This window comes from Pseudomonas wadenswilerensis, from assembly GCF_900497695.1.
Taxonomy (GTDB): Bacteria; Pseudomonadota; Gammaproteobacteria; order Pseudomonadales; family Pseudomonadaceae; genus Aquipseudomonas; species Aquipseudomonas wadenswilerensis.
The window spans coordinates 570539-583607 of sequence record NZ_UIDD01000007.1; the positions used below are offsets into that span (position 1 = coordinate 570539).

The 13069-nt window shown below is 63.9% G+C and carries 7 protein-coding genes; all 7 read right to left on the reverse strand.

Annotated features, from left to right (window positions below):
- Nucleotides 1-142: 142 nt before the first annotated feature.
- Complete coding sequence (locus CCOS864_RS13725; protein WP_115086807.1) at nt 143-1648, reverse strand: efflux transporter outer membrane subunit; 1506 nt, start codon at nt 1646-1648, stop codon at nt 143-145.
- Entirely contained in the window at nt 1645-4752 is a 3108-nt protein-coding gene (locus CCOS864_RS13730; protein ID WP_115086808.1) for an efflux RND transporter permease subunit, read from the reverse strand. Before CCOS864_RS13730 ends, CCOS864_RS13725 begins: the two co-directional genes overlap by 4 nt.
- Nucleotides 4753-4873: 121 nt before the next feature.
- A complete protein-coding gene (locus CCOS864_RS13735) occupies nt 4874-7969 on the reverse strand; it encodes an MdtB/MuxB family multidrug efflux RND transporter permease subunit (protein WP_115086809.1) in 3096 nt (1031 codons plus the stop codon).
- Nucleotides 7966-9249, reverse strand: coding sequence for an MdtA/MuxA family multidrug efflux RND transporter periplasmic adaptor subunit (locus CCOS864_RS13740; protein WP_115086810.1), 1284 nt, complete (start codon nt 9247-9249; stop codon nt 7966-7968). The genes CCOS864_RS13735 and CCOS864_RS13740 overlap by 4 nt, the downstream gene beginning before the upstream one ends.
- A gap of 291 nt (nt 9250-9540) precedes the next feature.
- Nucleotides 9541-10041, reverse strand: coding sequence for a thiol peroxidase (gene tpx, locus CCOS864_RS13745; protein ID WP_115086811.1), 501 nt, complete (start codon nt 10039-10041; stop codon nt 9541-9543).
- A 159-nt stretch (nt 10042-10200) separates the two neighbouring features.
- Entirely contained in the window at nt 10201-11478 is a 1278-nt protein-coding gene (locus CCOS864_RS13750) for a serine/threonine transporter (RefSeq protein WP_115086812.1), read from the reverse strand.
- A gap of 250 nt (nt 11479-11728) precedes the next feature.
- Nucleotides 11729-12922 (reverse strand): amino acid aminotransferase, encoded by a 1194-nt coding sequence (locus CCOS864_RS13755; protein WP_115086813.1) that lies wholly within the window; start codon nt 12920-12922, stop codon nt 11729-11731.
- Between the last annotated feature and the right edge of the window lie 147 nt (nt 12923-13069).

Below are 13069 nucleotides of genomic sequence, written 5' to 3' on the forward strand. Positions count from 1 at the left end.
GATGATTTCTAGAATATATTTATCATATAAAACAGTAAGTTAAGATCATAAATTAAAGCTATATGGCAGCATTCAATGCAATCTGCATCGAAAGCCGCCATACCGAACATACGACTTTAACAAGTTTATCTATTCACTTGTTTTATAAGGATTTATCTTCATCTTCCTGCTCAACAAACGCCGCCTGCGAGTCCCAGCCACCGCCCAGCGCCGCAATCAACTGCACGCTGGCCACCAGCCGCCCCTGCAGCAGGTTGAGCACGCTGCGCTCGTTGCTCAGGGCGGTGGTCTGCACGTTGACCACGTCCAGGTAGGCGATCAGCCCGGCCTTGTACTGGTTGTTGGTCAGGCGCAGGGATTCGCGGGCCGAGTCCAGGGCTTCGCTGCGCACCCGGGCTTCGTCTTCGTAGACCTTGAGCTGCACCAGGTAGTTTTCCACTTCCTTGAAGCCGTCGAGCACGGTCTGGCGGTACTGGGCCACGGTCTGGTCGTAGACCGCTTCGCTGCGGTCCACTTCGGCGGCGCGCTGGCCGGCGTCGAACAGGGTCATGGCCAACTGCGGGCCGACCGACCAGAAGCGATTCGGCAGGCTGATCCAGTCGCTGAAGCGGCTACTGCTGTAGCCGCCGCTCATGCTCAGGGTCAGGTCCGGGAAGTAGGCGGCGCGGGCCACGCCGATGCTGGCGTTGGCCGACATCACGTTGCGCTCGGCCTTGGCGATGTCGGGGCGGCGTTCCAGCAGTTGCGAGGGCAAGGCCAGCGGTACCTGCGGCAGTGCCGGGATGTCCTTGCTGTCGGCCAGGGCGAACTCGGCCGGGGCCTTGCCCAGCAGCACGGCGATAGCGTTTTCCAGTTGCGCGCGCTGCCACACCAGGTCGATCAGGTCGGCCTGGGTGCTTTTCAGCTGGGTTTGCGCCTGGGCTACCGCGTCCTTGCCCGAGACGCCGGCACGGTACTGGTTCTCGGTCATTTTCAGCGAACGCTCATAGGCCTCGACGGTGGCCTCGAGCAGGCGCTTCTGCTCGTCGAGCACCCGCAGCTGCAGGTAGTTCTGCACCAGCTCCGACTGCAGGCTCAGGCGGATCGCCGCCATGTCGGCAAGGCTGGCCTCGGCGCTGGCCTGGTTGGCGGCCAGGCCGTCACGCAGCTTGCCCCACAGGTCGGCCTCCCAGCTCACCCCCAGCTGGGTGCTATAGGTGTTGCGGATGCCGCTGCTGTTGTTGCTCAGGCTCGAGCTTGAGCTGCCGGTGCCCTGGCTGGAACGGGTCTTGCCGGCCGACAGGTCGAGGCTTGGGAACAGTGCGCCACGGGCGCTGCGCACCAGGGCCTGGGCCTGGCGGTACTGGGCTTCGTACTGGGCGACGGTCTGGTTGCTGGCATTGAGCTGCTCGACCAGGCCATTGAGCTGGGCGTCGCCGTACAGCTCCCACCAGGCGCCGCGGGCAATGGCGTCCGAAGGGTTGGCCTGGGTCCAGCCTTCGGCGTGCTTGAACGCCACCGGCGCCGGGGTCTCGGGCCGGTGGTAATCCGGGCTCAGGGTACAAGCGCTGAGCATCGCCAGGCACAGGGCCGAGGCCAGCAGGCGCGAGCCGCGGGCAGCCAGCAGCGGCTGCAGCGAACGGTCGGAAAAAAGCGGACGTCGGGTCATAGCGGGGTTTCCAAAGCAGCGTCGGTACGCACGCCGCGCCAGCGGTTGAAGCGATGGCGCAGGCGGTCCAGATAGAGGTAGACCACCGGGGTGGTGTAAAGCGTGAGGATCTGGCTGAAGACCAGCCCGCCGATGATGGTCAGGCCCAGTGGCTGGCGCATCTCGGCGCCTTCAGCGTGGCTGAGCAGCAGCGGCAAGGCGCCGAGGATGGCCGCCAGGGTAGTCATCAGGATCGGCCGCAGGCGCAGCAGGCAGGCACGGCGGATCGACTCCTCCGGGCTCAGGTGCTCGTGACGCTCCAGTTGCAGGGCCAGGTCGATCATCATGATCGCGTTCTTCTTCACCACGCCGATCAGCAGGAACAAGCCGAGCAGGGAGATCAGGCTGAACTCGCTGCCGACCACGTAAAGGGTCAGCAAGGCCCCTACCCCGGCCGATGGCAGCGTCGAGAGGATGGTCAGCGGGTGAATGTAGCTTTCGTAGAGGATGCCCAGCACCAGGTACACCGCCAGCAAGGCGCCGAGGATCATGAACGGCTGGCCCTTCTGGCTTTCGGCGAAGGCATCGCCGGTACCGCCGAGCTTGGCGATCACGTCCTCGGGCAGGCCGACCTTGGCCACCGCCCGCTCCACCGCAGCCAGGGCCTGGTCCTGGCTGTAGCCTTCGGCGATGTCGAAGTTGATGCTCTCGGAGGCGAACTGGTCCTCGTGACTGACGCGGTCGTCGGCCAGGCTGTTCTCGTAATGGGCGAAGGTGGCCAGCGGCACCCTTGCGCCATCGGCAGTAATCACCTGGACCTGCTCCAGGGTACGCGGGTCCTGGGCGTACCTGGGGTTGATCTCCATCACCACCTGATACTGGTTGAGGCTGTCGTAGATGGTCGAGATCTGCCGCTGGCTGTAGGCGTTGTTGAGCACCGAGGTGACCATGCTCATGTCGATGCCCAGGCGCTTGGCCTGCTCGCGGTCGACCACCAGGGTTATCTGCTGGGTGCCACCCCCCTCGCGGGCGTCGATGGCAGTCAGCTCCGGCAGCGCCTTGAACGCGGCGACCACCTTCGGGTACCACTCGCGCAGGGCCGACAGTTCGCTGCTTTGCAGGGTATAGAGGAACTGCGAGCTGCTCTGGTCGCGGCCGCCGCCGAACTGCAGGTCCTGGTCGGCCATCAGGAACAGCCGCCCGCCGGGCACCTTGGGCATCTCTTTGCGCAGGCGCTCGATGATCTTCTGCGCCGACACCTTGCGCTCGCTGAGCGGTTTGAGGCGCACGATCACCATGGCGTTGTTGGTGCCGCTGTTGCCGCCGATGAAGCCGGCGACGCTTTCCACCGCCGGGTCGGCCAGCAAGGCGCGGCGGTAGATTTCCATCTTCGGCTGCATCACTTGGAACGACAGGCCGTCGTCGCCGCGGACAAAGCCCATCAGCTGGCCGGTGTCCTGCTGCGGCAGGAAGGTCTTGGGCACCACCACGTACAAGGCAATGTTGACCGCGATGGTCACCAGCAGGCTCAGGAGGGTCAGGCGCCGGTGGCGCATCACCCAGTCCAGGCTGCGCCCGTAACCGGCCATCATGCGCTGGTTGAGCTGCGCGCTCCAGCGTTGCAGGCGAGTCTGCTCGCCCTCTGGCTGGGCTTTGAGCCAGCGTGCGCAGAGCATCGGCGTGAGGGTCAGGGAGACCAGCAGCGACACCAGGATCGCCACCGCCAGGGTGATGGAGAACTCGCGAAACAGCGAACCGACGATACCGCCCATGAACAGGATCGAGACGAACACCACCACCAGCGACAGGTTCATCGACAGCAAGGTGAAGCCGACTTCCTTGGAGCCCAGGTACGCGGCGCGCATCGGCGGCACGCCCTCGTCGATATGCCGGGAGATGTTCTCCAGCACCACGATGGCGTCGTCGACCACCAGGCCGGTGGCGAGAATCAGGGCCATCAGCGACAGGTTGTTCAGCGAGAAGCCGCACAGGTACATGGCCGCAAACGTGCCGACCAGCGACACCGGCACCGCCAGGGTCGGGATCAACGATGCGCGCAGGTTGCCAAGGAACAGGAACACCACCAGGATCACCAGCACCACGGCGATGATCAGGGTGTGCTCGGCTTCCTTGAGGGTCGCCTTGATCACCGGCGAGCGGTCCATGGCCACGTCCAGCTTGACGCTGGCGGGCATCAGCGACTCCAGGGCCGGCAGCTGCTCCTTGATCTTGCTTACGGTCTCGATGATGTTGGCGCCGGTCTGGCGATTGATCACCAGCAGCACCGCGTCCTGATCGTTGAAGAACCCGCTGTTGTAGCGGTTCTCCACCGCGTCGCTGAGCTTGGCCACGTGGCTCAGGCGCAGCACCGCGCCGTCCTGGTAGCGAATCACCAGGGGCTCGTAGTCCTTGGCTTTCTCCAGTTGGTCGTTGGCCTGCACCTGCCAGTTGCGCTGGCCATCTTCGATAAAGCCCTTGGGCCGGCGCTGGTTGGCATTGGCGATGGTCTGGCGCACGTCATCGAGGGCCACGCCATACTGGTTGAGCAACTGCGGCTCGAGTTCGACGCGCACCGCCGGCAGCGAACTGCCGCCGATCTGCACCTCGCCTACCCCCGGCACCTGGGACAGGCTCTGGGACAGGATGGTCGAGGCCAGGTCGTACAACTGGCCCTTCTGCAGCACGCTGGAGGTCAGTGCCAGGACCATGATCGGCGCCTGGGACGGATTGTATTTCTTGTAGGTGGGCATGCTGCGCATGCCGCTGGGCAACAGGTTGCGCGAGGCGTTGATGGCAGCCTGCACCTCGCGCGCCGCCGCGTCGATGTCACGGCCCTGGTCGAAGCCGAGGATTACCCGGGTCGAGCCCTGGCTGGAACTGCTGGTCAGGGTGTTGACCCCGGAGATCGCGCCCATGGAGCGCTCCAGCGGCGTGGCCACGGTCGAGGCCATGACCTCGGGGCTGGCGCCCGGCAGGCTGGCCTGGACCACGATCACCGGGAACTCGATCTGCGGCAGCGGCGCCACCGGCAACAGGCCGAAGCTGACGCCACCCAGCAGCATGATTGCCAGGCTCAGCAGCATCGTCGCCACTGGGCGGGCGATGAACGGAGCTGAGAGGTTCATGGGTGGCTCCAGTTGCAAGCTGCAAGCTGCAAGCTGCAAGCAACTTGAGGTGACCTTCGATGCACAGATCGAACACCGGACCGCTTGCAGCTTGCAGCTTGCGGCTTGTAGCTGGCGCCGATCATACCAAGTCTCCGGTCAAGCCACGGGAGCGAAGGCGCCTCGACAACCGATCGAAGTACAAGTAGATGACCGGCGTAGTGAACAGCGTCAGCACCTGGCTGACCAGCAGCCCACCGACCATCACCAGGCCCAGCGGCTGGCGCAGTTCGGCGCCGGAACCGGTGGCGAGCATCAGCGGGATGGCGCCGAACAACGCTGCCAGGGTGGTCATCAGGATCGGCCGGAAGCGCAGCAGCGCCGCCTGGTAGATCGCCGCCTCGGGCGCCATGCCCTGGTTGCGCTCGGCCTCCAGGGCGAAGTCGATCATCATGATCGCGTTCTTCTTGACGATACCAATGAGCAAAATGATGCCGATGATGGCGATCATGCCCAGGTCGTTGCCCGAGAGGATCAACGCCAGCAAGGCGCCCACCGCCGCCGACGGCAAGGTCGAAAGGATGGTCACCGGGTGGATGTAGCTCTCGTACAGCACACCGAGCACGATGTACATGGTCACCACCGCCGCCAGGATCAGCAGCAAGGTGCTCGACAGCGAGGCCTGGAAGGCTTCTGCCGCGCCCTGGAAGCGGGTTTGCACGCCCACCGGCATGCCGATGTCCTGCTGCACCTGCTCGATGACCTTGACCGCCTCACCCAGGGCCACGCCATCGCCCAGGTTGAACGACATCATCACCGCCGGGAACTGGCCGATATGGGCAATCGCCAGTTGCGCCTGGCGCTGCTCGATGCGCGCCAGGCTCGACAGCCGCACCTGGCCGCCGTCGCTGGCCTTGACGTGAATCTGCTCCAGCACCTGCGGGCCGATGCTGGACGCGGCCTCGGCCTGCAGCACCACGCGGTACTGGCTGGCCTGGGTGTAAATGGTCGAGATCTGCCGCTGACCGAAGGCGTCGTACAGGGCGTTGGTGATGTCGGCGACGTTGATGCCCAGGCGGCTGGCAGCGTCGCGGTCGATCACCAGGAACACCTGCAGGCCCTTGTCCTGCAGGTCGCTGGCGACATCCGTCAGCTCCGGGCGCTGCTGCAGGGCATCGACCAGCTTGCCGCTCCACTGCGCCAGCAGCTCGGCATCGGGCGATGACAAACTGAACTGGTACTGGGTGCGGCTGACCCGGTCTTCGATGCTCAAGTCCTGCACCGGCTGCATGAACAGACGGATGCCGACCAGCTTGTCGACCTCCCCCTGCAAGCGGGCAATTACCTGGGTAGCAGTGAGGTCACGCTCGCCATGGGGCTTGAGGTTGATCAGCAGGCGGCCGCTGTTGAGGGTGGCGTTGTCACCATCGACGCCAATATAGGACGACAGGCTCTGCACCGCCGGGTCCTTGAGGATCACTGCGCTGAGCTCCTGCTGGCGCTGGCTCATGGCGGTGAACGACACCGACTGCGGTGCCTCGGAAATACCCTGGATCACCCCGGTGTCCTGCACCGGGAAAAAGCCCTTGGGCACCACCAGGTACAGCAGCACGGTCAGCCCCAGGGTCGCCACGGCCACCAGCAGGGTCAGCGGCTGGTGCTTGAGCACCCACTGCAGGCCGCGGCCGTAGTAGTCGATCATCCAGTCGATCCAGGCACCGCTGGCCCGGTAGAAGCGCCCTTGTTCTTCTTCCTTGGGCTCGCGCTTGAGCAAGCGCGCGCACATCATCGGCGTCAGGGTCAGCGACACCACCAGGGAAATCAGGATCGCCACCGCCAGGGTAATGGCGAACTCGCGGAACAGCCGGCCGACCACGTCGGCCATGAACAGCAGCGGGATCAGTACCGCGATCAATGAGAAGGTCAGCGAAATCAGGGTGAAACCGATTTGCCGGGCGCCCTTGAGCGCGGCTTGCATCGGCGTTTCGCCCTCTTCGATATGCCGCGAGATGTTCTCCAGCATGACGATGGCATCGTCGACCACAAAGCCGGTGGCAATGGTCAGGGCCATCAGGGTCAGGTTGTTGATCGAAAAGCCGGCCAGGTGCATGACCGCAAAGGTGCCAATCAGCGACAGCGGCACGGCCACCGAGGGAATGAGGGTGGCACTGAAGCGGCGCAGGAACACGAAAGTGACCATGACCACCAGGACAATGGCGATCAACAGCTCGTGGCGTACGTCCTTGACCGAGGCGCGGATGGTCTGGGTGCGGTCGGTAAGCACACTGACGTCGAGGCCCGCCGGCAGGTTGTCGGTGATCGACGGCAGCATGGCCTTGATCCGGTCGACCACCTCGATGACATTGGCCCCGGGTTGGCGCTGGATGTTCAGCAGCACTGCCTGGTTCTGGTTGGCCCAGGCCGCCAGGCGCTCGTTCTCGGCGCCGTCGACGATCTCGGCGACGTCTTTCAGGCGCAGCGGCGCGCCGTTGTTGTAGGCGAGGATCAGGTTGGCGTATTCCTCGGGCGAACGCAGCTGGTCGTTGGCGTCGAGCATCGATACCCGGGTCGGGCCATCGAAGTTGCCTTTGGGCTGGTTGACGTTGGAAGCGCCGATCAGGGTGCGCACGTCAGCCAGGTTCAGCCCGGCCGAAGCCAGGGCGTCGGGGTTGACCTTGATCCGCACCGCCTGGCGCTGGCCGCCGGCGATGCTGACCATGCCGACGCCGCCAATCTGGGCGATCTTCTGTGCCACCCGGGTGTCGACCAGGTCGTTGAGCTTGGGCAACGGCATGGTTTTCGACGAAATCGCCAGGGTCAGCACCGGTGTGTCTGCCGGGTTGACCTTGTTGTACACCGGCGGTGCCGGCAGGTCGCTGGGCAGCAGGTTGCTGGCAGCGTTGATCGCCGCCTGCACCTGTTGCTCGGCAACGTCCATGTTCATGTCCAGGCTGAAGCGCAGGGTCAGCACCGAGGCGCCACCGGAGCTGGTCGAGGCCATCTGGGTCAGCCCGGGCATCTGCCCGAACTGGCGCTCAAGCGGCGCGGTGACCGCGCTGGTCATCACCTGCGGGCTGGCGCCGGGGTACAGGGTCATGACCCGGATGGTCGGATAATCGACCTGGGGCAGTGCCGCCACCGGCAGCATCTTGTAGGCGATCAAGCCGGCCAGAACGATGGCCAGCATGCTCAGGGTGGTCGCCACCGGGCGCAGGATGAACAGCCGCGAGAGGTTCATGCGCCGGCCTTGCCCTGTTCAGCGGGAGCGACGGAGGCGTCTTTTTTATCCTGGCCCTGCAGGTGCTGGCCGGGGGTGACCGGTACTTCGGCGCTGTCGTTGACCACCTCGACGTCACTGCCATCACGCAGGCGGTCGGTGCCTTCGAGCACTACCCGCTCGCCCTGGGCCAGGCCCTCGTTGACCACGGTGTGGTCGCCATCGCTGGCGCCGAGGGTAAGTTTGCGGATACGCACCTTGTTGTCGCCTTCCATGACATAGACGAACGAGCCGTCGGTGCCGAACTGGATCGCCGCTGACGGTGCCAGCACCACGCCCTTCAGGGTATCGGCCAGCAGCCGCACGTTGACGAACTGGTTGGGGAACAGCGCTTCGTCCTGGTTCTCGAAGAAGGCCTTGAACTTCAGGGTGCCGGTGGTGGTGTCGATCTGGTTGTCGAGGCTGCGCAGCACGCCGACTGCCTGTTGCTTGATATCGCCACGGTCCCAGGCTTCAACGGGCAGCTGAGCGCCGCTGCGATAACGCGCCAGCACCGTGTTCAGCTCCGTTTCAGGCAAGGTGAAGGCCACGGTGATCGGCTGGGTCTGGGTGATGACCACCAAGGCGGTGGTGTCGTTGGCCGCCACCAGGTTGCCGACGTCAAGCTGGCGCAAGCCCAGGCGGCCGTTGATCGGCGCGCGGATACGGGTGAAGTCGAGGTTGAGCTTGGCGTCACCCACCGCCGCCTGGTTGGTCTTGATCGTGCCCTGGTACTGGCCGACCAGTGCTTCCTGGGTGTCCAGCGTCTGCTTGGCGATGCTGTCTTCGGCGTACAGGCCTTTATAACGCTGCAGGTCGATCTGGGCGTTTTTCAACTGCGCCTGGTTCTGCGCCAGCGTGCCTTCGGCCTGTTGCAGGGCGATCTGGTAAGTGCGCGGGTCGATCTCGGCCAGCAGATCACCGGCCTTGACCTTCTGCCCTTCCTGGAAATTGACCTTGACCAGCTCGCCGCCCACCCGGCTGCGCACATTCACCGTGTTGGTCGCGGTCACCGTACCCAGGGCCTTGAGGTACACCGGGAAATCACCCACCGTCGCCGATTCGACCCGTACCGGCACCGGCCCACCGAACGCGCCAAAGCCCGGCCGTCCGCCCTTGCCGCCTGGCGCAGCGCCGGCCTTTTGCGCGGCCGGCGACGGCCACAGCCACCAGCACAGGCCGGCGACCAGCAACAGGATCAGCAGGCCGACAAGCCAGCGACGAGGGGAACGGGAACGAGAAAGCATCGGGTGATCGACCATTGTGCGGGAAAGAATTCTTTTGAGGAGGCTGAACGATAAGCACTGAAGACGGATAAGCAAAGCGCCTTTACCGGCACTTTACCTTGAGCTTACGTTGCTAAAGTAATGAACTATAAATAAAAACGGCCTGGACGAGGGCCAGGCCGCAACAACTCTTAGCAATTATTAACAATAATCGCGTCGCCTTCATCGCCGGCAAGGCCGGCTCCCACAGGAACAGCGTACGCAGGTGCATTGTGGGAGCTGGCCTTGCCAGCGATGGGCTGCGCAGCAGCCCCGGCGGGGTCGCTATTACTTCAGGACTGCCAAAGCAGCCTCATAGTTTGGTTCTTCGGCGATTTCGCCAACCAGCTCGCTGTGCAGCACCTTGTCGTTCTCATCCAGCACCACCACGGCACGGGCAGTCAGGCCGGCCAGCGGGCCGTCGGCGATTTCAACGCCGTAGTTGCCGAAGAACTCACGGCCGCGCAGCAGCGACAGGTTCTGTACGTTCTCCAGGCCTTCAGCACCGCAGAAGCGCGCTTGAGCGAATGGCAGGTCAGCGGAGATGCACAGCACGACGGTGTTGTTCAGTTCACCAGCCTTCTTGTTGAAGGTGCGCACGGAAGTCGCGCAGGTCGGGGTATCGACGCTTGGGAAGATGTTCAGCACTTTGCGCTTGCCGGCCAGGGAGGCCAGGGTCACGTCGGCCAGGCCAGCACCAACCAGGGAAAACGCAGGTGCCTGGGCGCCTACTTTCGGCAGTTCGCCTTTGACCTGAACCGGGTTGCCTTTGAGAGTCACTTGAGCCATGAACGAAGTCCTTATGCGGGGGTGAGTAAAGGACCAGAGTTAACCATGAAAGTGCCCGTCTACCTATGGGCCAGTGTTAAATTGTTGAATTGCCAGACAACTTTTGTGGACAATCTTTAGTTGTTCGGGAGCCGATTGCCGGCTCCCGAACCCAGCGGTTTAACTCAGCAGCGAGTAAACCAGCGCCGAAATGGCCACCAGGCCCACGGCGACGACGAAGACGTTGGACATCTGCCCGCGGTACTTGCTCATGGCCGGCACCTTGCGGATGGCGTACATCGGCATCAGGAACAGGATCGCGGCAATGACCGGGCCGCCGAAGCTTTCGATCATGCCGAGAATGCTCGGGTTGAGGGTGGCGACGATCCAGCAGATGACCAGCATGAAGGCCGCGGTCATGCGATCCAGGGCCTTGGCGCCAGGGCGCTTGCCGGTCTTGACGACCAGGCCCTTGAGGCCTTCGCTGGCGCCAATGTAGTGGCCCAGGAACGACTTGGCGATGGCGATGAAGGCAATCAGCGGCGCGGCGAAGGCGATAGTCGGGTTACTGAAGTGGTTGGCCAGGTACGACAGGATCGACAGGTTCTGCGCCTTGGCCTCGGCCAGTTGCGCCGGGGTCAGGGTCAATACGCAACTGAACACGAAGAACATCACCATGGCCACCATCAGCAGGTGGGCACGGCACAGGATCTGCCCGCTGCGTTCGTCGGCGTGCACGCCATAACGGCGCTTCTGATCAACGGCAAAGGCCGAGATGATCGGCGAATGGTTGAACGAGAAGACCATCACCGGGATCGCCAGCCACAGGGTGTGCAGGAACGCCGAGCCCGATGGCAGTTCGGTAGCAGTGCTGAGGATGCCGCCGTTCCAGTGCGGAATCAGGAACACCGCCAGGAACGCCAGGGCGACGATGAACGGATAGACCAGCCAGCTCATGACCTTGACCGTGGCCTGTTCGCCACAGCGCACGATGGCCAGCAGGCCGAGGATCAGCACAAAGGACAATACCGCGCGCGGTGGCGGCTCGATGTGCAGCTGGTGCTCCATGAAGCTGCCGACGGTGTTGGTCAGGGCCACGCTATAGATCAGCAGGATCGGGAAGATGGCAAGGAAATACAGCAGGGTGATCAGGGCACCGGCGCTGAGGCCGAAATGCTCCTCGACCACGTCGGTGATGTCGGTGCCGTCGCGCCCGGAGAGCACGAAGCGGGTCAGGCCGCGGTGCGCGTAGAAGGTCATCGGGAACGCCAGCAGCGCCAGGATCAGCAGCGGCCAGAAGCCGCCGAGGCCGGCGTTGATCGGCAGGAACAGGGTCCCCGCGCCAATCGCCGTGCCAAACAGGCCCAGCATCCAGGTAGTGTCCTGACGGGCCCAGCTGCCGAGGGCGGCGGGGGTCGATTCGAAGCGTTGTTCAACGCTTGGGGCCTGCTCATTCATCCGGGTGCAACTCCACTCGCAAGACTGCAACAGGGCTGAGAGTGGCGAAACAGACGCCTCACCCCTCTTAGCCATACAAAGAGGGGCGCGATTGTGCGCCGTTTGGTTGCACTTGCAAAGCCCTGGCCGAGGAGTGGTTGCACCTTGGGCTGAAAGCATCGCGGGGCAAGCCTGCTCCCACCGGAACTACCCCATCCTTGAAATCAGGTGAGTAGCGGTGGGAGCGGGCTTGCCCCGCGATTGAAGTGACTTACTGAACCGCAGCGAACGCCTTGGCCACTTGCTGCAGGTTGTCCGGACGCAAGCCGGCCATGCACACCCGGCCGCTGTCGATCAGGTACACCCCGAACTCGTCACGCAGGCGCCGCACCTGCTCGACGCTGAAGCCGGTGTAGCTGAACATGCCGCGCTGGCGCAGGAAGAACTGGAAGTCCTGCCCCGGCAGCAGCTCGGCCAGGGTATCGACCAGGGCCTGGCGCATATCGAGGATACGCAGGCGCATCTTCTCCACTTCCGCTTCCCACTGGGCGTTGAGCTCAGCATCACCGAGCACCGCGGCCACCAACTGGGCACCGAAGCTTGGCGGGCTGGAGTAGTTGCGGCGCACGGTGGCCTTGAGCTGGCCGAGCACGCTTTGCGCGGTGTCGGCGTCATCACAGACCACCGACAGGCCGCCGACCCGCTCGCCATACAGCGAGAAGATCTTCGAGAACGAGTTGCTCACCAGACACGGCACGCCGGCGCGGGCCACTTCGCGAATGGCATAGGCATCTTCAGCCAGGCCTTCGCCAAAGCCCTGGTAGGCGATGTCGAGGAACGGGATCAGGTTGCGCGCCTTGACCACTTCAATTACTTGCTGCCATTGCGCCTGGCTCAGGTCGACCCCGGTGGGGTTGTGGCAGCACGGGTGCAACAGGACGACGCTGTTGGCCGGCAAGCCCTTGAGGGTGCCGAGCATGCCGTCGAAGTTGACGCCGCGGCTGGCCGGGTCGAAGTACGGGTAGCTGTTGACCTTGAAACCTGCGCCTTCGAAGATCGCCCGGTGGTTGTCCCAGGTCGGATCACTGACCCACACCTGCGACTCGGGGAAGTAGCGCTTGAGGAAGTCGGCACCGACTTTCAGCGCGCCGGAACCGCCGACCGTCTGCACGGTGGCGACGCGGCCGCTTTCAACGGCTGGATGGCCAGCACCGAACAACAACGCCTGGATCGCCTGGCGGTAGCTGCTCAGGCCTTCCATCGGCAGGTACATCGAGGCTTCGTGAGGCTGGGCGGCAAAGCGCTGCTCGGCTTCGCGCACCGCGGCCAACTGTGGCACCACGCCTGCGGCATCGTAATACAGGCCGATACTCAGGTTGACCTTGGCGGCGCGGGGATCGGCCTTGAAGGTCTCCATCAGGGAAAGAATCGGATCGCCGGCATAGGCATCGACATGTTTGAACACAGCGCACAGCTCCTTGGGTCAGGACAGTTCGGACTAAAAGCTGTGTCGAGGATACCTGTACCTGAGGCCGAGGAACATTACCTCTGGTGCAACTGATCAGTGCATGTGTGCACAGCTATCGCTGGCAAGCCAGCTCCCACAATGATC